Genomic DNA, 19452 nt, shown 5'->3' on the forward strand with positions numbered 1-19452 from the left:
GCGGCGGAGCCTGAGGAGGCCCGCCAGCGCCCTATCGAGGAGGAACGACAGCGTGACCTACGTCATCGCGCAGCCTTGTGTCGACGTCAAGGACAAGGCGTGCATCGAGGAGTGCCCGGTCGACTGCATCTACGAGGGCCAGCGGTCCTTGTACATCCACCCGGACGAATGCGTCGACTGTGGTGCCTGTGAGCCGGTATGCCCGGTCGAGGCGATCTTCTACGAGGACGACACTCCGGAGGAGTGGAAGGACTACTACAAGGCGAACGTCGAGTTCTTCGACGAGCTCGGCTCCCCCGGCGGCGCCAGCAAGCTGGGCCTGATCGAGCGGGACCACCCGTTCATCGCCGCTCTGCCGCCGCAGGCCGAGTAGTCCCCACCGGCGACCCGCACAGACAGCGTGCCGCCTCGGTCCCGTACGGCCTGATCGCCTTGATCGTCGTACGGGACCGAGGCGTTGCCGTATCCGGCATGAACAGTGGCATCAGCAGTGGCAGTACCAGCGGCTGTACCAGAAAGTGAGCCAGATCCAGTGTCCGCAGTCTCCGACCGCCTTCCGGCCTTCCCCTGGGACAAGCTGGAGCCGTACAAGAAGACGGCCGCCGCGCACCCGGGCGGCATCGTCGACCTCTCCGTCGGCACGCCGGTCGACCCGGTGCCCGAGCTGATCCAGAAGGCCCTGATCGACGCGGCGGACTCCCCGGGCTATCCGACGGTCTGGGGCACCCCGGCGCTGCGTGACGCGATCACGGGCTGGGTGGAGCGCCGCCTGGGTGCCCGCGGGGTCACCCACCGCCATGTGCTCCCCATCGTCGGCTCCAAGGAACTGGTCGCCTGGCTCCCCACCCAGCTGGGCCTCGGCCCCGGCGACAAGGTGGCCTACCCGCGACTGGCCTACCCGACGTACGAGGTGGGCGCCCGCCTGGCCCGCGCGGACTACGAGGTGTACGACACGGAGACATTTGCGGCTTGCCCCGCGGGGACGGAGCTGGACCCCGAGGGTCTGAAGCTGCTCTGGCTGAACTCGCCGTCGAACCCCACGGGCCAGGTGCTGTCGAAGGCGGAGCTCACCCGGATCGTGGCGTGGGCCCGCGAGCACGGAATCCTACTCTTCTCCGACGAGTGCTACCTGGAGCTGGGCTGGGAGGCCGACCCGGTCTCGGTCCTGCACCCGGACGTGAACGGCGGCTCGTACGACGGCATTGTCGCCGTCCACAGCCTCTCCAAGCGCTCGAACCTGGCCGGCTACCGTGCCGCGTTCCTGGCGGGCGACCCCGCGGTCCTGGCCCCCCTCCTGGAGATCCGCAAGCACGGCGGCATGATGACCTCGGCGCCGACCCAGGCGGCGGTGATCGCGGCCCTGGGCGACGACGAACACGTCCGCGTCCAGCGCGACCGCTACGCGGCCCGCCGCGAGGCTCTGCGCGGGGCCCTGGAAGCACACGGCTTCCGCATCGAGCACAGCGAGGCCAGCCTCTACCTCTGGGCCACACGGGACGAGTCCTGCTGGACCACGGTCTCCCACCTGGCCGACCTCGGCATCCTGGTGGCCCCGGGCGACTTCTACGGCGAGGCGGGCGCCCGGCACGTACGCGTGGCTTTCACGGCGACGGACGAACGGGTGGGCGAAGCGGTGCGCCGCTTGTCGTAAACCGCAGAGGCCCCGCCGGGACCGCTGGGATCGCTGGGGTCGCTTGGACCGTTTGCCCCGCTGGGGCCGCCAGGACCGCTGCGCCGCCAAGACCGCTGGCACCGCGGGCCGGGATCGCCGGGACCGCTGGGACTGTGGGGACCGCTGGTGCCGCTGTGGGCAGTCGTTCCGCAGGGCGGAACGGGTGGGCACAGCCCGCAGCGCCGGGCACCGCGCAAACACGCCCGGCCCCCTGCCGACACAAGGCACACAAAAACCGATGGGGCCCAGGGAACTCCCTGGGCCCCATCGGCGGCTCAAGCCAGGCGCAGCCGAACGGCAAGCGAAGAACCCGTCAGCTGAGGGGAAGCGCCTGCACCGGCAGCGAGCCGGTCGACGGCACGCCGCTCGTCGTGGCCACACCGGCCGTGTCGCCGACAACGGTTCCGACCGTCCCGGCCACGCCACCCGCGGTCTCCTGCGCCGCGGGCGTCGCCTTCTTCGCGACCTTGCCGCCGGCCTTGGCCGCGGTCGGCACCGCCTTCTTCGCGGCCTTGCCGCCGGTCTTGGTCACCTTGTCGCCGGCCTTCGTCGCGGTCGGCAGCGCGCCGTCGACCGCAGTGTCGACGGCGCCACCCGCGAGCCCGGTGGCGTTCGTGGCCGCGCCGTCGACGACGCTGGCGCCGTCCAGGGCGGTCAGCCCGCCGACCTTCGAGGCGTCGGGCAGTTCGGGGGCCGCGCTGGCGGAGCCGGCCGCACCGACCCCGGCAGCCGCTCCGGCAGCGACGAGCAGCGCGGCACGGGCGATCCGGCGGGTCAGGGGGAGGGACATGATGCTCCTTCGACGGGTATGTCGGATCAGGACGATGAAATGTCCGACCGCGCCCGGCAGTTGACCGACTCACTACGGCTGACTGCCGGTGGACCGACTGGCTGTTGATCTCCGGGCTCGGACGCAGTGACTACCGCTCGAAGCCCGCGAAGGTTGCGGCGCCCCAATGTAAAGAGTTGGCAATGCGTCGCATTATCGCCTGCGGATAAAAACGGGCAAACGGAGCCGCGCCCGAATCCCTGCCGAATCCTTACAGCCCTTTGTTCTCAAGGCTTTTGACAGATATGAGGGTGACCGCGCGAAAACCTGCCCCCACCGCCGCCGAACGACACCTCGGGTAACCCGCACGGGTGATGCCCCGAACTTCCGGACGGGTGCTGCGCGCGTACTGCCAGGCCGGTTGCCGGGCCATCTACTGAGCGGTCACGATCCGGACCGAGCCCAGCCCGCTGTCCGCCCCCGAGGCGCCCGCCGTGGCGGTCGCGCGCCACTGACTGTCGGTGTTCCCGGCCGTCCACTCCCGCCCGGCGTACGACACCCGCTTGATGTGCAGGTCGGAGGCGTTGGCCACGGCCCAGTGGGCCAGCTGCCACCCGCGCTCGCGGACGGTGCGCCCGGCACCGGAACCGGAGTCTTTGGTCACCGGCAGCAGGACGGTCTGCCCGTCGCGTTCGATCACTGGGGGAGTGGGCGTGGGCGTGGCCTTCCGGGCGCCGACCTCGGCCGCAGCCGGCTGAAGTGTGTCCTGCCCGAAGTCCCGTACGAGCGCGGCCCGTACCGCGTCCGGGCCTGCGGTCCGTGTGGCGCCGGGGCGCCCTTTGCAGGTCAGCGTCGCGGCCGAACGCCCGGTGAGTGCGGCAGCGAGCAGTGTCGCGTCCGGCTCGTGCTTGGCGTACGCCTCCGGAAAGCCGCTGCGCTGCACACGCTGCGCGGCGACGGTGAGCGGCAACTCCGTATAGCCGCGGATCTTGACCAGGTGCTCGTAGAAGATGTCCGCCGAGTAGATCGGGTCCAGGATCTCCTTCTCGGTGCCCCAGCCCTGGGAGGGCCGCTGCTGGAACAGGCCCAGCGAGTCGCGGTCGCCGTGGCTGATGTTGCGCAGCGCCGACTCCTGCAGCGCGGTGGCGAGCGCGATCGTCACGGCCCGCTCGGGCAGTCCGCGGCCGGTGCCGACGGCGGCGATGGTCGCCGCGTTCACCGCCTGCTCGGGCGTGAACTCGTATCTCGTCCCGTCGCCCTTGCCCGAGACGACCTCGCAGCCCGGCTCGCCCGCGCCTCCGGTGACGTACTGCACCGCGAGATACCCCGCGACGGCGAGCAGGACCACGAAGGCCGCCCCGCGACGCAGGAGGCGGCCACGACGTTTGGGAGAGGGGGACGACTCTGGCACGCCCTACAAGGTAGCGGAGGTTACTGGGGGGTATGGGTCGAGTGGGGAAAGTGGGCCGACGACCCGGCGCGTTAGGGTCGGCACCATGGCCGACACCTCCCTTGACCTCACGCTGGACGCCGCGCGGCTCACCGCGCAGCTCGTCGACTTCCCCTCTGTCAGCGGCACCGAGCAGCCCCTCGCGGACGCCATCGAGGCCGCCCTGCGCGCCCTGCCGCACCTCACGGTCGACCGGTACGGCAACAACGTGGTGGCGCGCACGAACCTGGGGCGGCCCGAGCGCGTGATCCTCGCCGGCCACATCGACACGGTGCCGATCGCGGACAACGTCCCGTCGAGGCTGGACGAGGACGGCGTCCTGTGGGGCTGCGGCACCTGCGACATGAAGTCGGGCGTGGCCGTCCAGCTCCGCATCGCCGCCACCGTACCCGCCCCGAACCGTGACCTGACCTTCGTCTTCTACGACAACGAAGAGGTGACCGCGGACCTCAACGGCCTCAAGCACATCGCCGAGAACCGCCCGGAGTGGCTGGAGGGTGACTTCGCGGTCCTCCTCGAGCCGTCGGACGGCGAGGTCGAGGGCGGCTGCCAGGGCACGCTCAGGGTCCTGCTCAAGACCAAGGGCGAGCGCGCCCACTCCGCGCGCAGCTGGATGGGCTCGAACGCGATCCACGCCGCGGCGCCGATCCTCGCGCGCCTGGCCTCGTACGAACCGCGCTACCCGGTGATCGACGGCCTGGAGTACCGCGAGGGCCTGAACGCCGTCGGCATCAAGGGCGGCGTGGCCGGCAACGTCATCCCGGACGAGTGCGTGGTGACCGTCAACTTCCGCTACGCGCCGGACCGTACCGAGGAGGAGGCCATCGCGCACGTCCGCGAGGTCTTCGCCGACTGCGGGGTCGAGGAGTTCGTGGTGGACGACCACAGCGGCGGCGCGCTGCCCGGGCTGTCCCACCCGGCGGCCGCGGCGTTCATGGCGGCGGTCGGGGGCACCGCGCGCCCCAAGTACGGCTGGACCGACGTCTCCCGCTTCTCGTCCCTGGGCATCCCGGCGGTCAACTACGGTCCCGGCAACCCGCACTTGGCGCACAAGCGGGACGAACGCGTCGAAACGGCGAAGATCCTGGCGGGGGAGGAACGGCTGAGGGCGTGGCTCACGGCGTAGTGCGGCGGTGAGGGGCGTGGGCGCAGGGGGCGCGGGCAGGGCGCTTCATGGCGGACATGCTCACGTCCCCCGTCCGTAACCCGCGTGGATCTACGCTGAGGTGGAAAGACCTGCAACACCCGCAGGCCCCGCAGCGGAGGGAGCGCACATGGCTACCGGCAACCCCGAGGGGAAGAAGCAGCCACCGTCGGAGCAGCGTCTGGGCCCGGTCATCCGAAGGCGGAGCCAGGTGAAGGCGAGTACGACCGACCAGCGACTGCTGGACGCGGGCGGGCCCTCCGACTGGGTCCACACGGACCCCTGGCGAGTCCTGCGCATCCAGTCGGAGTTCATCGAGGGCTTCGGCACCCTCGCCGAACTCCCGTCGGCGATCAGCGTCTTCGGCTCGGCCCGCACACCGGTCGACTCTCCCGAGTACGACGCCGGAGTCCGCCTCGGCCGAGGCCTGGTCGAGGCGGGCTTCGCGGTGATCACGGGCGGCGGCCCCGGCGCCATGGAGGCGGCGAACAAGGGCGCGTGCGAGGCGGGCGGCATCTCGGTCGGCCTCGGCATCGAGCTGCCCTTCGAGCAGGGGCTCAACCCCTACGTCGACATCGGCCTGAACTTCCGGTACTTCTTCGTCCGCAAGATGATGTTCGTCAAGTACGCCCAGGGCTTCGTGGTCCTCCCCGGCGGCCTCGGCACCCTCGACGAACTCTTCGAGGCCCTCACCCTGGTCCAGACCCAGAAGGTCACCCGCTTCCCGATCGTCCTGTTCGGCAGCGAGTACTGGGGCGGCCTGGTCCACTGGCTGAGGAACACGCTGATCGCCCAGGGCAAGGCCTCGGAGAAGGACCTGCTCCTGTTCCACGTCACGGACGACGTGGACGAGGCGGTGGCACTGGTGTCGAAGGAGGCGGGGCGCTAGGGCCGCCGCGAGGCCGAACTCGAAAAGCCCTTGGGAACGCCGGCCGGGCATTTCAGCCCGTCCGGCGTTTTGCGGACGAGGCCCGTTCAGGGGCGGCGGGGGCGAGGAAAACCCTCAGGCCAACCCCCGCCGCGCCACCGCCGGCGCCCGTCGCCCCGCGATCGACGCCACCATGTCCAGCACCTGCCGCGTCTCCGCCACCTCATGCACCCGATACACCTGCGCCCCCAACCACGCCGACACCGCAGTCGTGGCCAGCGTCCCCACCACCCGCTCCTTCACAGGCTTGTCCAGCGTCTCCCCGACGAAGTCCTTGTTCGACAGGGACACCAACACCGGCCACCCCGTCTCCACCATCTCCCCCAACCGCCGAGTCGCCTCAAGACTGTGCCGCGTGTTCTTCCCGAAGTCGTGCCCGGGATCGATCAGGATCGACTCCCGCGGCACCCCCAGCGCCAACGCCCGCTCCGCCAACGACACCGTCACCCGAAGAATGTCGGCCATGACGTCGTCGTACGTCACCCGATGCGGCCGAGTCCGAGGCTCGGCACCGCCCGCATGCGTACACACCAGCCCCACCCCGTACCGCGCGGCGACCTCGGCCAGCCCCGGATCCACCCCACCCCAGGCGTCGTTCAGCAGATCCGCCCCCGCCTCGCACACCGCCGCCCCGACCTCGGCCCGCCAGGTGTCCACGCTGATCACGACATCCGGAAAGCGCCGCCGCACCTCGGCCACGAACCCGACCGTCCGCCGCGCCTCCTCCTCGGCGGTCACCTCTTCCCCCGGCCCGGCCTTGACCCCACCGATGTCGATGATCGCCGCCCCTTCGGCCACGGCCTGTTCCACGCGCGCGAGGGCGGGCTCGTCGCGGAACGTAGCCCCTTGGTCGTAGAAGGAGTCCGGGGTCCGGTTGACGATCGCCATGATCACCGGCTCGTGCGTGTCGAACTCACGCCTGCCCAGCCTGAGCATCCCCTGTGACCTCTCCTAGTACGTCCTGGCAAGTCGCCGGCCTTCGGCCGCCTGCGACCCTAACTGTCAGAGTCGCATGGCACGATCGGACACTGACACACTCGAACGCTCGCATTCACCGACCGTGGGGGCCACAGCGATGGTTATGTTCTTGTTCCTGGTCGTCGCGCTCGCCGTCGTGGTCGCCGCGGTGACACTCGCCGTGGTGGGCGGCGGCGAGGGCGGCGGTCCCTTGCCGGAGGCCGCGCCCGAGCGCCTGCAGGACCTGCTGCCGCTGGACCGCCCGATCAACCGTGTCGACATCGAGACCCTCCGCTTCCCGCTCGCCGCCCGCGGCTACCGCATGTCCGACGTCGACGACGCCCTCAGCCGCCTCGGCGCCGAGCTCGCCGAGCGCGACGCCCGTATCGCAGACCTGGAGTCCGCGCTGGCGGGCGCGCAGGCGTCGGCCGGCCATGTGTCGATGGAGAAGCACGCCCCGGAGGACCAGTAATGAGCGGCGGTACGGCCCTCGCCGGCCCGGACGGCGCCCTGCGCTGCCCCTGGGCGCTGTCCACCGCGGACTACGTGACGTACCACGACGAGGAGTGGGGCCGCCCGGTCCACGGCGACGACGCGCTCTACGAACGCCTCAGCCTGGAGGCCTTCCAGTCGGGCCTGTCCTGGATCACGATCCTGCGCCGCCGCGAGGGCTTCCGCGCCGCCTTCGCGGGCTTCGAGATCGCCAAGGTCGCGACCTTCACGGACGCCGACAGGGACCGCCTCCTCACCGACGAGGGCATCATCCGCAACCGAGCCAAGATCGACGCGACCCTCACCAACGCACGCGTGCTGGCCGAGTGGGCCCCGGGTGAGCTGGACGACCTGATCTGGTCCCACGCCCCCGATCCGGCTGCCCGCCCGGTCCCGAAGACCTTGGCGGACGTCCCCGCGGTCACTCCGGAGTCGACAGCCCTGTCCAAGGCCTTGAAGAAGCGGGGCCTGCGCTTCGTGGGCCCGACGACGGCATACGCCCTGATGCAGGCGTGCGGCTTGGTCGACGACCACTTGGCAGCATGCGTTGCCAGGAGCGCCCCTTAAGGGGCGCGGGGCTGTATCGCTATGCGGCTCCGCCGCGGGGCGCGACCAGCCACATCGGCCCCGCAGTCCCCGACGGCGCTGTCGTCCCGAGCTCACCGGCCCAAGTACTTGGGCTTCTCCTTATTGACGAAGGCCTGCACCGCAATGGCATGGTCCTCAGAAGACCCCGCCCGCGTCTGCAGCTCATCCTCCTTCTCCAAGGTCTCCTCCAAGGAGTGCGACAGCCCGAACGCCACCGCCTCCTTGATCGCCCCATACGCCACCGTCGGCCCCCCGGCCAACGCCCGCGCCACCTTCTCGGCCTCCTCGCGGAGCTCACCCGTGGGCACGACCCGGTTGGCGATCCCCAGCTCGTACGCCTCCTGCGCCTTGATGTTCCGAGGGAAAAGCAGCAGGTCGGCGGCGCGCCCGGCGCCGATGACGCGGGGCAGGGTCCAGGAGATCCCGGAGTCTGCGGTCAGTGCCACCCCCGCGAACGACGTGTTGAAGGCAGCAGTGTCGGCCACGACCCGATAGTCCGCGGCCAACGCGAAACCGAAGCCCGCCCCCGCCGCGACCCCGTTCACCCCGGCCACCACCGGCTTCGCCATGGACGTAAGCGCGGTCACGATCGGGTTGTAATGCTCCCGCACCGTGCTCATCGTCTGCCCCGACCCGGTCTCCCGGTCGGAGACAAGCAGCCCGATGTGCTCCTTCAGGTCCTGGCCCACGCAGAACGCCCGCTCCCCGGCCGCGGTCAGCAGCACGGCCCGTACGCCGTCGTCGTCCGCCGCAGCCCGGACCGCCTCCCGCAGGGCGACCTTGGCCTCGATGTTCAGCGCGTTCATCGCATCGGGGCGGTTCAGCGTGATCGTCGCGAGTCCGTCGCTCACCTCATAGAGCACGGTGTCGGCCATGGCGTATCCCCTCCGGTGTCGCGGCTGCGGCGTACTCGTCGGTACGCACTGTCTGAAGGACAGCATGGCGGAGATCATCGACAACGGCTCTGACCGGACGTGTGACCTGCGTCAAAGAATTCGTGTCCGGTTCTCTGCGGCCGAAGCGCGTGCGGTGGCGCAGTATCGCAGTCACATCGCCGAATTGAGTGGTTTTGCTCGCGCGCGTTGCCCAAGCGATGCCGACTGATGTTGGTCATCGGGTCCTGAGATGCGGGATAATGGCTTGGAAGCAATGTGTTCGATGCCGGTGTCGCGGGTCTCAGCCAGACGCGCGTGCCCTCCATGGGGCCGTCGGCTTTGACGATGAGCTGGTTTCAGGAAGGGGAACGAGCATGGCGGCCATGAAGCCGCGGACGGGCGATGGCCCGCTCGAGGTGACCAAGGAGGGGCGGGGCATCGTCATGCGCGTTCCGCTCGAAGGCGGCGGTCGGCTCGTCGTCGAGCTGACCCCTGACGAGGCCGACGCGCTCGGCGACGCCCTCAAGAAGGTCGTCGGCTGACGCGGCAGCGACCCTACCTTTTCGGCGACCCCGGCATCGCACATGGTGCCGGGGTCGCTGCTTCTCCGGTACGTGCGTGGCGTACAGTCGGCCGTACGGTCACCGCTTGACCGCGCACAGCAGTCCGTCCCCGACCGGCAGCAGCGACGGCACCAGCTCCTGGCTCTCCCGCACCGCGCGCAGCAGCTCCCGGATACGTATGACTTCCGTGGGCTGGGGGCCCGAGTCCACCGTGCGGCCGTTGGCGAAGACGCCCTCGAAGACGACGAGGCCGCCCGGACGCAGCAGGCGCAACGATTCAGCGAGATAGTCGAGGAACTCCAGCCGGTCGCCGTCACAGAAGACGAGGTCGTAACCGGCGTCCGCGAGGCGGGGCAGGACGTCCAGGGCGCGGCCCGGAATGAAGCGGGCGCGGTTGCTGGCGAAGCCGGAGGCGCGGAAGGCCTGGCGGGCGAACTGCTGGTGTTCGGGTTCGGGGTCCACCGTGGTCAGGACGCCGTCGGGGCGCATACCGTGCAGGAGGTGGATGCCGGAGACGCCGGTGCCGGTACCGATCTCCGCCACCGCCTTCGCGTCCACCGAAGCGGCCAGCAAGCGCAGCGCGGCACCCGTGCCGGGCGACACCGAGCGCAGCCCCGCCTCACGGGCCCGGTCCCGGGCCCAGCGCAGGACGTCGTCCTCGGCGACGTAGGCGTCGGCGAACGCCCAGCTCGTCTGCCGGTTGCCGGTAATGACCCTCTCCTGTCCCCGTGGTTGCCTGGGCGTGACTGTATCCGTTGCCGACGGGAACCCGCAGATGGGACCGGGCGTTTAGAGGGGTGGGAAGACGAGCGGGGGGACACAGTTGGATCACGATGCCGAGCAGGGCCGCGAGCAAGTGCTGACGCAGGCACACCAGCCGTGTCAGCCCAGATCAATTTCTCGTAAAACCGCTTATCCGGAGCTAACGGGCGAGGTGGCTATGGTAGGGGCTCCACTGGACACCACCAGAGCCGACAGGGGAGGTGCGGCTGCGCCTGTGGATCGGGGAGGAGTGCTGCGGCGCTTTCTCGGATCGGCAGGCAGGCCGAAATCCGTGAACGACACCGCTGACCACAGCCACGCCGGCGACTACGCCCAGACCGCGACCTTCTCCACCGACGCGGACGGGCAGGCGTGGACTCCGCCCACGTGGGAGGAGATCGTCAGCACGCACAGCGGCCGCGTCTACCGTCTGGCCTACCGCCTGACGGGCAACCAGCACGACGCCGAGGACCTCACGCAGGAGGTCTTCGTCCGCGTCTTCCGCTCCCTGTCGACATACACGCCGGGCACCTTCGAGGGCTGGCTGCACCGCATCACCACGAACCTGTTCCTGGACATGGTCCGCCGCAAGCAGCGCATCCGTTTCGACGCGCTGGGCGAGGACGCAGCCGAGCGGCTCGCCAGCAAGGAGCCCACGCCGCAGCAGGTCTTCAACGACGCGCACTTCGACGCGGACGTCCAGCAGGCCCTCGACACCCTCGCGCCCGAGTTCCGCGCCGCGGTCGTCCTGTGCGACATCGAAGGACTGTCGTACGAGGAGATCGCCGCGACCCTGGGCGTCAAGCTCGGCACCGTCCGGTCTCGTATCCACCGTGGTCGCTCCCAGCTGCGCAAGGCCCTTGCCCACCGTTCGCCGGAGGCGCGCGCCGAGCGCCGCTCCTTCGTGCCGCGGGTGGCCGCACTGGGGGGAGGGGGCGCGACCGCGTGAGTGGCTCTCGACCCAACCCCGCAGAACGGCTCCTGGCCGAGCAACACCTGGGAGACCGACTCTCCGCCCTCGTCGACGGAGAGCTCGGTCATGAGACGCGCGAGCGCGTCCTGGCCCACCTGGCGACCTGCGCCAGGTGCAAGGCCGAGGTCGACGCCCAGCGCCGGCTGAAGAACGTCTTCGCGGAGGCGGCCCCGCCGCCTCCCTCCGAGAGCTTCCTGGCCCGCCTTCAGGGCCTCCCCGGGGGAGGTGACCTGGACGGCGGTGGCTCGCCGCTGGGCGGGGGAGGATTCGGCGGACTGTCCGGGCGGCCGGGCGCCACCGGAGTGTTCGGAGTGAAGCGGGGCGACCGCTTCGAGTTCGGGTACGTCCCGTCGCGTCCGCACGGCCCGGCGCTCCCGGCCTCGGAGCGCGGTTTCCGCACCCACCCCGTGGGCCGTCCTGACGCCGATCGCTCCGGGTCCTCCCGGATGCGGTTCGCGTTCGTCGCGGCGGGTGCGGTGTCGCTGGCCGCGATCGCCCTGGGGGGTGTCACGTCGAGCGTGCCGATCGACACGGAGGCGCGTGGCGGCTCGGGCGGCAGCAATGTGACACCGGCCCGGACCCAGGGCACCGGCGCGGCGACGGCACCCGAGAACCAGCGCCGCCGTGGCGTTGGCCCGCTGCTCGCCCAAGGCCAGGGCGAGCGGATGCTCGACACTCCCGTCACCCCGACCGAGGTATCCGCTCCCCTCCTGCCCGGGATGCCGGCCCAGCCCGCCGACCAGGACCTGCACACCCTGACGGCGCCCGTGGTGGTGGGCGCGGCCGCCATGTCCCCACTGATACGCCCGCTCAGCGACAACCCGCCGCTCGCCCTGACCGCGTGGTCCACGACCCCTGAGATCACGGCGAGCCCCGACCTGCTTGCCGCACCCGTCCCCGACACGACGTCATCCCCCTCCACCACCCCCGCCCCCGGCCGCTGACCCGGCCTCTGCGCAGCGGCCCACGAACCTGGTTGAATCCAGGGTGGGCCGCGCGCCGTGCCTGTGGGCCGGGCGCGGAGTCGATGCACCGCGGCTGCCGTTGACGCCGCGTGCCGGATGGGGGAGGTAGCACGAAGTCGCCGGTTTCTGAGGGGACTTGAGCGCGACAGCGCAGAGTTGAGTAGGCATTCGGGCGCCGGGACGTCCCCGGTGGCGGCCTGCCGCGAAACCAGGTCGGCAGGCCGGCAGACCTCAGTCGTCTCCGCGGACTGCGGGATGACGGCCGACCGTTTCACTTGGCAGGCGGCAAAGAGCGAAGCGTCCTACTCGGGCAACGGTCAGCAGCGAGCAGGAAGCAGAGCATGAACGAGGGGAAGCCCGCGAAGGCGAAGTGGTGGAACCGACCCCGGCCACAGGGCCCTTCGGCCCCGGCAAAGGACACGGAGCCGACGCAGGACGAGATGAGCGGGACGCTGCCGGGAGCTCCGAACGCCACCGAGCGCACGGCACCTGCCGGCATCGGCGAGCCCGGCCTCGGCGGCGGCACGAACGCCGACGGCGACTTCGAACTGGCCCTGCCCACCGCCCGCACCTCCGACGCCGCGGCTTCGACTGAGGGCGACTTCGAGCTTCCTCGCCCGGCCTTGAACGGCGGTGGTGATGTGGCTTCGGCGGAGGGTGACTTCGAGCTTCGCCGGCCTGCTGTGAGCGGCGGTGGTGGTGACGTGGCCTCCGCTGACGGCGACTTCGAGCTGGCGCGGCCGGCTGCGGTGGCCGGGGCCCTCCCGTCCGGGGGTGACGCTGCCGCGGTCGCGGGGGACGTCGATGACTCGGCCGCCGCTGTCGAAGAACCCGTCGACGAGCGCCCGAAGCCCCTGCACGACCCCGATCCCTACAGCACCCCGCCTTACGGCGAGCCCGGCCCCTGGGCACCCGCCCCGCCGGTCCAGCACCCGGCGGCCACGCCCGCGCACGGGACGGCCGTACCGATGCCGACACCCCCGACGCACAGCCTTCCGGCACCCATGCCCGGGCTGCCGACCCCGGCGCAGGGCGAGCAGACCGCAGCGCACGGCACGCCCGCTACGTCGACAGCCGCGACCCCCAACGTGCCCGCCCAGCCGACGCCCCTCGGATCCGGCGTGCCCACACCCTCGCCCCTTGGGCCCGGCGCCCCCGCCCCGGCGGCGCCCGGCACCCCCGTGGCAGCGGCCCCGGCGCCCCGCACCCCCACGCCGATGGTCCCGACGCCCGGCACCCCCGCCCAGGCCCCCTCGGTCCCCACCCAGCCGGCGTCGCCCCCCAGCCAGGCGACCCCCGACCCCACCTACGCCGACGCCCCACCCCCCACCAACCCCTGGCAGAACTACGACCCCTGGGCCCACCCCACGCACCCTGCCCAATCCACCCACCCCACCGGTCCCACCCACCCCTCCGCCCCCCTCCAACAGACCGGCGCCGCCATCGCCACCGAGGGGCAGCGGCGGAAGCGGGCGAAGAAGGTGCTCCTCGTCGGGGCCCTGTTGATCGCGCTCGTGGCCGGTGGTGTCGGCGGTGTCGTGGGGGCGTATCTCGAGCGCAACGGTGGCGTCGGGGACGTGGAGCTGCCGCAGGCGGGGGACGAGCCGACCGGGCGGGCGCCGGACAGCGTCGCCGGGATCGCCGCGCGCGCCCTGCCCAGCGTGGTGACGCTGCATGTGAGCGGGAGTGATGAGCAGGGCACCGGGACCGGGTTCGTGCTCGACGACCGTGGTCACATCCTCACCAACAACCACGTCGTCGAACCCGCGGGCGACAGTGGCGACATATCCGTGACCTTCCACAGCGGGGACACCGCCAAGGCCACCGTCGTCGGCCGCGACAGCGGCTATGACCTCGCCGTCGTCAAGGTCACCGGCGTCAGCGGCCTGAAGCCCCTGCCGCTCGGCAACTCCGACAACGTCCAGGTCGGCGACCCCGTCGTCGCCATCGGCGCCCCGTTCGACCTGGCCGGCACCGTCACCTCCGGCATCATCAGCGCCAAGGAGCGGCCCATCACGGCCGGCGGGGAGAGCGGCGACGGGAGCGATGTGTCCTACGTCGACGCTCTGCAGACCGACGCGCCCATCAACCCCGGCAACTCCGGTGGCCCTCTCCTCGACGCCCGCGCCCGCGTCATCGGCATCAACTCCGCCATCCGCTCCGCCGACACCGGCTCCGACCTGGACAGCGGCCAGTCCGGCTCGATCGGCCTCGGCTTCGCCATACCGGTCAACCAGGCCAAGCGCGTCGCCGAGGAGCTGATCAACACCGGCAGGGCGACCCACCCGGTCATCGGCGTCACCCTCGACATGGACTACAGCGGCGACGGCGCCCGCGTCGGCACGAAGGGCGGTGACGGCGGCTCCGCGGTCTCCGAGGGCGGCCCCGGTGACAGGGCCGGCATCAAGTCGGGCGACGTCATCACCGAAGTCGACGGCCAGCGCGTCCACTCCGGCGAGGAACTCATCGTCAAGACCCGCGCCCACCGCCCCGGCGACCGGCTCGAACTGACCCTGGAGCGCAGCGGCAAGGAGATCAGGATCTCGCTGACACTCGGCTCGTCGGGCGGGGACTGAGACTCGGATAAACCTCACAGCGCGGCCCGTATGACCACCCCGAACGGGCCCTGACAAGGCAAACAACCCGGAAAACCGCACGTTCATCGCATTCGGAGGCCTCGGGACAGTACCGGTCGTAGCGGATCGCCGGGTACCTTGGATCCGGCCCGGACCACGGAAGACCGCCAAGACCGCCGAGGGCCGAGGACCGAGGACATCGCAAGGAGCTTCAGGTGTTCAATGACATAGGACCGCTCGAGCTGGTGACGCTCATCGTCCTCGCCGTGCTCGTCTTCGGTCCGGACAAGCTCCCGAAGGTCATCCAGGACATCACGCGGACGGTCCGTAAGATCCGCGAGTTCTCGGAGAGCGCCAAGCAGGACATCCGTCAGGAGCTGGGCCCGGAGTTCAAGGACTTCGAGTTCGAGGACCTCAACCCCAAGACGTTCATCCGCAAGCAGCTGGACAACGACGAACTGGGGCTGAAGGAGATCCGCAACGGCTTCGACCTGAAGAAGGAGATGGCCGAGGTCACCGACGCGGTGCACAGCCGTGACGCGGAGTCGTCCGGGTCCTCGTCGTCGGCATCGTCGTCGTCCTCCACCTCGGGTTCCTCCGGCGGCAGCATCGACATGACGAAGAAGCCCGAGAGCCCCCGCGACGAGCGCCCGCCCTACGACGCGGACGCCACCTGAGCCGTACGAAAGCCGTACGAACACAGGGGCGGAACACCACTCATACGTGACGCTTCTCATACTCTGCACGGCTCGCGCACGGCCTGAACCCGCTCCCTGCGCGCCTCGCGCGCCGGGCGCTTTCCATACTGCTCGGAGTGGTGTGGTTATGCTGCCGAGTTGTTGTGCGGACCGGACGAGTGCGCCCGAAGGGGGGCGGGCCGGGCTGGTCCGGCGAGAGCTAGGAGGCGTCCGGGCAATGGAGACGACGAGTCAGACGACGAGTCGGGCAGTCGCGCAGGCGCCGGCCGCGGAGAGCGGACAGCAGGTCCCCTCCGCCCGGCGCACGGTCGACGGCTACCTGTTGGCGCCCTTCCCGTGGTACGGCCTCGACGAGGCCTTCACGGGGCCGCGCTGGCTGATGCAGGTCGGCATGTCGGCCGACGGGGCCGTGGAACACGGATCGATCGGACACGGCGACGAGCCCTCCGTACGGAACGAGGCGACGGAGGACAAGGACAAGTTCGCGGTGGTGGTGACCGTCGCGGCCAATCCGTCCCGCAGGAGCGCCGACGGTACGGGCCTGCTGGAGGCCACGACGGTGTCCTCGGCGGCGTGGCTCGCGGGGGTGGGGCTGCTGTCGTTCACCTGGCCCGGGCAGATGGACCACTCGCTGCGCGACGACTGGCTGGAGCAGCAGACGGAGACCGCGTGGGCACTGGCCGACGACCTTGACGGGTCGGACTGGTCGACGCTCTCCCTGCCGGTGGACGGCGTGCCCACGCCCTTCCACTACCGGGAGTCCGAGTTCGGCTGGGTGCTCGCCGGCTCGACTCAGGAGGGGGTGCACGTGGGGGCGTACGGGAGAGGCCTGAGCGCGTATGGCCTCGGATTCGCGATGATCAAGGACATCTCGGCGTACGCCTAGGCATCGCCCCGCACCAAGGCAGAGTTACGACGATGGGGGCGCCGTCTCACCGGACGGCGCCCCCATCGTCGTACAGGAATCAGAACTTGTTGCGCGGCGTGAGCCCCAGGGACATGCCCGAGAGGCCCCGCTGCCGTCCGCCCAGCTTCCCCGCGATCGACCGCAGCGCGGATCCCGCCGGGGAGTCCGGGTCCGTCAGGACCACCGGCTTGCCCTCGTCGCCGCCCTCGCGCAGGCGGACGTCGATGGGGATGTTGCCGAGGACCGGGACGTTCGTGCCGGTCGTGCGGGTGAGGCCGTCGGCCACGGCCTGGCCGCCGCCCGTGCCGAAGACGTCGACCATCTCGCCGCAGTGCGGGCAGGGCAGGCCGGACATGTTCTCGACCACGCCGACGATCTTCTGGTGGGTCTGGACGGCGATGGAGCCCGCCCGCTCGGCCACTTCCGCGGCCGCCTGCTGTGGGGTAGTCACGACCAGGATCTCGGCGTTCGGGACCAGCTGGGCCACCGAGATCGCGATGTCGCCGGTGCCGGGCGGGAGGTCCAGGAGCAGCACGTCCAGGTCGCCCCAGTACACGTCCGCCAGGAACTGCTGCAGCGCCCTGTGCAGCATCGGGCCGCGCCAGACGACCGGGGCGTTGCCCGGGGTGAACATGCCGATGGAGATGACCTTCACGCCGTTCGCGGACGGCGGCATGATCATGTTCTCGACCTGGGTCGGACGACCGTCGGCGCCCAGCATGCGCGGCACGCTGTGGCCGTAGATGTCGGCGTCGACGACGCCCACCTTCAGGCCGTCGGCAGCCATCGCCGCCGCCAGGTTCACCGTCACCGACGACTTGCCGACGCCGCCCTTGCCGGAGGCGACCGCGTACACGCGGGTGAGCGAGCCCGGCTTGGCGAAGGGGACCTCGCGCTCGGCGGTGCCGCCGCGCAGGGCGTTCGCCAGCTCCTTGCGCTGCTCGTCGCTCATCACGTCGAGCGTGACGTCGACGCGGGTGACGCCCTCGACCCGGGAGACCGCGTCCGTCACCCGCTGCGTGATCGTCTCGCGCATCGGGCAGCCGGAGACCGTCAGGTACACGGTGACCGCGACCGCTCCGTCCGCGCCGAGCTCTACCGACTTGACCATCCCGAGCTCCGTGATGGGTCGGTTGATCTCCGGGTCGTTCACCGTCGCCAGTGCTTCGCGCACCGCGTCTTCCGTAGCCATAAGGACGATGGTACGGCGCGGCAGCCATGCCCCGGAAAGCCTGTCAGCGGTCGTCTACGTCACGTCCCGGCGACCGATCTGCCGGGAATACCCCGTGCTCGCGGTGACCGTTGCCCCGCACCTCCAGCTCCTTCATCAGGTCCTGGAGCTCCGAGCGCATCCAGTCGCGGGTGGCGACCTCGCCGAGGCCGATGCGCAGGGCGGCGATTTCCCTGGTCAGGTACTCGGTGTCGGCGATCGACCGCTCGTTCTGCTTGCGGTCCTGTTCGAGGTTGACCCGGTCGCGGTCGTCCTGCCGGTTCTGCGCGAGCAGGATCAGCGGGGCGGCGTAGGAGGCCTGCAGGGACAGGACCAGGGTCAGGAAGATGAACGGGTACTCGTCCCAGCGCAGGTCGCTCGGTGCGGCGATGTTCCACAGCACCCACACGACGATCACGACCGTCATCCAGACGAGGAACCGCCCGGTGCCGATGAAGCGCGCGATGCGCTCCGAGAACCGTCCGAAGGCCTCCGGGTCCCACTCGGGCAGGATGCGGCGGCGTGGCGGGCGGGGTTGGTCGAGGCGCGGGCGGGGCGCCCGGGTGGTCGCGGTGGCGCCCGATGCCACGCGCTCGCGTGTGCCCTCCCGCTCAGGAGCCATGGGCCGCCACCCCCTCGCCCGTCTCCTCGTCCAGGTGGAACTCCGTCTCCCGCCAGTCCTCGGGCAGCATGTGGTCCAGTACGTCGTCCACGGTCACCGCGCCCAGCAGCGACCCGGACTCGTCGACGACGGGCGCGGCGACCATGTCGTACGTCGCGAAGAACCCGGCGACGACCGGCAGCGCGGCGTCCGGATCCAGTGCCTCCAGCGCCTCGTCGACGAGCGAGCTGACGAGGGTGTACGGCGGGTCGCGCAGCAGGCGCTGGAAGTGGACCGTGCCGAGGTACTTGCCGGTGGGTGTCTCGTCGGGTGGGCGGCAGACGTAGACCTGGGCGGCGAGGGCGGGGGACAGGTCGGGATTGCGGACCCGGGCGAGGGCGTCGGCGACGGTGGCGTCGGGGCGCAGGATGATCGGCTCCGTCGTCATCAGACCGCCGGCCGTGTGCTCCTCGTACGCCATCAGACGGCGCATGTCGGCCGCGTCGCCGGGCTGCATCAGGCTCAGCAGCCGCTCCTGGTCGTCCTCGGGCAGCTCGCCGAGCAGGTCGGCCGCGTCGTCCGGGTCCATGGCCTCCAGGACGTCCGCGGCGCGCTCCTCCTTCAGCTTGCCGAGGATCTCGATCTGGTCGTCCTCCGGAAGCTCTTCGAGTACGTCGGCGAGGCGGTCGTCGTCGAGGGCGGCGGCGACCTCGGCACGGCGCTTGGGGGAGAGGTGGTGCAGGACGTTGGCGAGGTCGGCGGGGCGCAACTGCTCGAAGGTGGCCAGCAGGCTCTCGGCGCCCTGCCCCTTCTCCTCCGCGGAGAAGCCGGTCACGGCGGACCACTCGACGGTCAGCGACTCGCCCTTGGCGCGCCGGAAGGTGCCGCTCCGGCCGCCCTTCCGTACGAACACCTTGTCGATCTCCCACTCCCGGCGGGCCGGCAACTGGTGCACCGACAGATCGAGGACGGTGACCTCCTCGCCGGTCTCGACGAGGGTGACGCGCCGGTCGAGCAGCTCGCCGAAGACGAGGCGCTCGGTGGGACGCTGCTCGAAGCGGCGGACGTTGAGCACGCCGGTGGTGATGACCTGGCCGGACTCGATGCTGGTGACGCGGGTCATGGGCAGGAAGATGCGGCGCCGGGTGGAGAGTTCGACGACGAGGCCGAGCAGGCGCGGGGGGCGCCGGCCGACGCGCAGCATGACGACCAGATCGCGGACGCGGCCCACCTGGTCGCCGTTCGGGTCGAAGGCGGCGATGTCGGCGAGGTGCGAGACGAAGATCCGGGGGGCGCCGGCTGCCATGGCTGCGGCTCCTTTG

The 19452-nt window shown here is 70.9% G+C and carries 21 protein-coding genes; 13 read left to right on the forward strand and 8 right to left on the reverse strand.

Going from position 1 to position 19452, the window contains the following annotated elements:
* Window positions 1–52 precede the first annotated feature (52 nt).
* Both fdxA and ACTMVF_RS05885 read left to right on the forward strand, forming a co-directional pair.
* A complete protein-coding gene (gene fdxA / locus ACTMVF_RS05880; RefSeq protein ID WP_030929316.1) occupies window positions 53–373 on the forward strand; it encodes a ferredoxin in 321 nt (106 codons plus the stop codon).
* Window positions 374–532: 159 nt separating this feature from the next.
* Window positions 533–1651, forward strand: coding sequence for a bifunctional succinyldiaminopimelate transaminase/glutamate-prephenate aminotransferase (locus ACTMVF_RS05885; RefSeq protein ID WP_441269867.1), 1119 nt, complete (start codon window positions 533–535; stop codon window positions 1649–1651).
* 334 nt (window positions 1652–1985) lie between these two features.
* Here ACTMVF_RS05885 and ACTMVF_RS05890 read toward each other — a convergent pair whose 3' ends face one another.
* Window positions 1986–2462, reverse strand: coding sequence for an ATP-binding protein (locus tag ACTMVF_RS05890; RefSeq protein ID WP_403332112.1), 477 nt, complete (start codon window positions 2460–2462; stop codon window positions 1986–1988).
* Between the two features lie 412 nt (window positions 2463–2874).
* Window positions 2875–3852, reverse strand: a complete 978-nt coding sequence (locus ACTMVF_RS05895; RefSeq protein WP_441269868.1) for a heavy metal transporter — start codon at window positions 3850–3852, stop codon at window positions 2875–2877.
* A gap of 85 nt (window positions 3853–3937) precedes the next feature.
* Between ACTMVF_RS05895 and dapE the strand changes: the two genes are divergently transcribed.
* Together dapE and ACTMVF_RS05905 are read left to right on the forward strand one after the other, a co-directional pair.
* Window positions 3938–5017, forward strand: a complete 1080-nt coding sequence (gene dapE, locus ACTMVF_RS05900) for a succinyl-diaminopimelate desuccinylase (RefSeq protein ID WP_441269869.1) — start codon at window positions 3938–3940, stop codon at window positions 5015–5017.
* Window positions 5018–5165: 148 nt separating this feature from the next.
* Complete coding sequence (locus tag ACTMVF_RS05905; RefSeq protein WP_441269870.1) at window positions 5166–5924, forward strand: TIGR00730 family Rossman fold protein; 759 nt, start codon at window positions 5166–5168, stop codon at window positions 5922–5924.
* 114 nt (window positions 5925–6038) lie between these two features.
* Here ACTMVF_RS05905 and folP read toward each other — a convergent pair whose 3' ends face one another.
* Entirely contained in the window at window positions 6039–6899 is an 861-nt protein-coding gene (folP, locus tag ACTMVF_RS05910) for a dihydropteroate synthase (protein WP_441269871.1), read from the reverse strand.
* Window positions 6900–7044: 145 nt separating this feature from the next.
* Between folP and ACTMVF_RS05915 the strand changes: the two genes are divergently transcribed.
* Both ACTMVF_RS05915 and ACTMVF_RS05920 read left to right on the forward strand, forming a co-directional pair.
* Window positions 7045–7392: a DivIVA domain-containing protein gene (locus ACTMVF_RS05915; RefSeq protein ID WP_441269872.1), complete on the forward strand. Its 348-nt coding sequence runs from the start codon at window positions 7045–7047 to the stop codon at window positions 7390–7392.
* Entirely contained in the window at window positions 7392–7979 is a 588-nt protein-coding gene (locus ACTMVF_RS05920) for a DNA-3-methyladenine glycosylase I (protein WP_441269873.1), read from the forward strand. Before ACTMVF_RS05915 ends, ACTMVF_RS05920 begins: the two co-directional genes overlap by 1 nt.
* Window positions 7980–8071: 92 nt before the next feature.
* On the opposite strand, the gene ACTMVF_RS05925 is transcribed toward ACTMVF_RS05920, so the two are convergent.
* A complete protein-coding gene (locus ACTMVF_RS05925; RefSeq protein ID WP_441269874.1) occupies window positions 8072–8875 on the reverse strand; it encodes an enoyl-CoA hydratase/isomerase family protein in 804 nt (267 codons plus the stop codon).
* A gap of 64 nt (window positions 8876–8939) precedes the next feature.
* On the opposite strand from ACTMVF_RS05925, the gene ACTMVF_RS05930 reads away from it, so the two are divergent.
* Both ACTMVF_RS05930 and ACTMVF_RS05935 read left to right on the forward strand, forming a co-directional pair.
* A complete protein-coding gene (locus tag ACTMVF_RS05930; RefSeq protein ID WP_441269875.1) occupies window positions 8940–9104 on the forward strand; it encodes a hypothetical protein in 165 nt (54 codons plus the stop codon).
* 145 nt (window positions 9105–9249) lie between these two features.
* Complete coding sequence (locus ACTMVF_RS05935; protein WP_003966491.1) at window positions 9250–9417, forward strand: DUF3117 domain-containing protein; 168 nt, start codon at window positions 9250–9252, stop codon at window positions 9415–9417.
* A 99-nt stretch (window positions 9418–9516) separates the two neighbouring features.
* Here ACTMVF_RS05935 and ACTMVF_RS05940 read toward each other — a convergent pair whose 3' ends face one another.
* Window positions 9517–10215 (reverse strand): O-methyltransferase, encoded by a 699-nt coding sequence (locus ACTMVF_RS05940; RefSeq protein WP_367669690.1) that lies wholly within the window; start codon window positions 10213–10215, stop codon window positions 9517–9519.
* Between the two features lie 235 nt (window positions 10216–10450).
* Between ACTMVF_RS05940 and sigE the strand changes: the two genes are divergently transcribed.
* From sigE to ACTMVF_RS05965, 5 genes are all read left to right on the forward strand, one after another.
* Window positions 10451–11149 (forward strand): RNA polymerase sigma factor SigE, encoded by a 699-nt coding sequence (gene sigE / locus ACTMVF_RS05945; protein WP_128434766.1) that lies wholly within the window; start codon window positions 10451–10453, stop codon window positions 11147–11149.
* Window positions 11146–12117: an anti-sigma factor family protein gene (locus ACTMVF_RS05950; protein WP_441269876.1), complete on the forward strand. Its 972-nt coding sequence runs from the start codon at window positions 11146–11148 to the stop codon at window positions 12115–12117. The genes sigE and ACTMVF_RS05950 overlap by 4 nt, the downstream gene beginning before the upstream one ends.
* 362 nt (window positions 12118–12479) lie before the next feature.
* The gene (locus ACTMVF_RS05955; protein ID WP_441269877.1) at window positions 12480–14714 is read left to right on the forward strand and encodes a trypsin-like peptidase domain-containing protein; all 2235 of its coding nucleotides are present in this window, start codon (window positions 12480–12482) and stop codon (window positions 14712–14714) included.
* 215 nt (window positions 14715–14929) lie between these two features.
* Window positions 14930–15391 (forward strand): sec-independent translocase, encoded by a 462-nt coding sequence (locus ACTMVF_RS05960; protein ID WP_441269878.1) that lies wholly within the window; start codon window positions 14930–14932, stop codon window positions 15389–15391.
* A gap of 238 nt (window positions 15392–15629) precedes the next feature.
* Window positions 15630–16298, forward strand: a complete 669-nt coding sequence (locus tag ACTMVF_RS05965; RefSeq protein ID WP_441269879.1) for a hypothetical protein — start codon at window positions 15630–15632, stop codon at window positions 16296–16298.
* 79 nt (window positions 16299–16377) lie between these two features.
* Here ACTMVF_RS05965 and ACTMVF_RS05970 read toward each other — a convergent pair whose 3' ends face one another.
* From ACTMVF_RS05970 to ACTMVF_RS05980, 3 genes are read right to left on the reverse strand one after another with little or no spacing between them, the layout of a single operon-like run.
* The gene (locus tag ACTMVF_RS05970) at window positions 16378–17511 is read right to left on the reverse strand and encodes an Mrp/NBP35 family ATP-binding protein (RefSeq protein WP_441269880.1); all 1134 of its coding nucleotides are present in this window, start codon (window positions 17509–17511) and stop codon (window positions 16378–16380) included.
* 43 nt (window positions 17512–17554) lie between these two features.
* Window positions 17555–18151 carry a DUF1003 domain-containing protein gene (locus ACTMVF_RS05975; protein WP_441269881.1) on the reverse strand — a complete coding sequence of 199 codons (597 nt, stop codon included), beginning with the start codon at window positions 18149–18151 and terminating at the stop codon, window positions 17555–17557.
* Window positions 18141–19436, reverse strand: coding sequence for a magnesium transporter MgtE N-terminal domain-containing protein (locus ACTMVF_RS05980; RefSeq protein ID WP_441269882.1), 1296 nt, complete (start codon window positions 19434–19436; stop codon window positions 18141–18143). The genes ACTMVF_RS05975 and ACTMVF_RS05980 overlap by 11 nt, the downstream gene beginning before the upstream one ends.
* Window positions 19437–19452: the final 16 nt, after the last annotated feature.

It is taken from the genome of Streptomyces sp. SD31 (assembly GCF_052068475.1).
Taxonomy (GTDB): Bacteria; Actinomycetota; Actinomycetes; order Streptomycetales; family Streptomycetaceae; genus Streptomyces.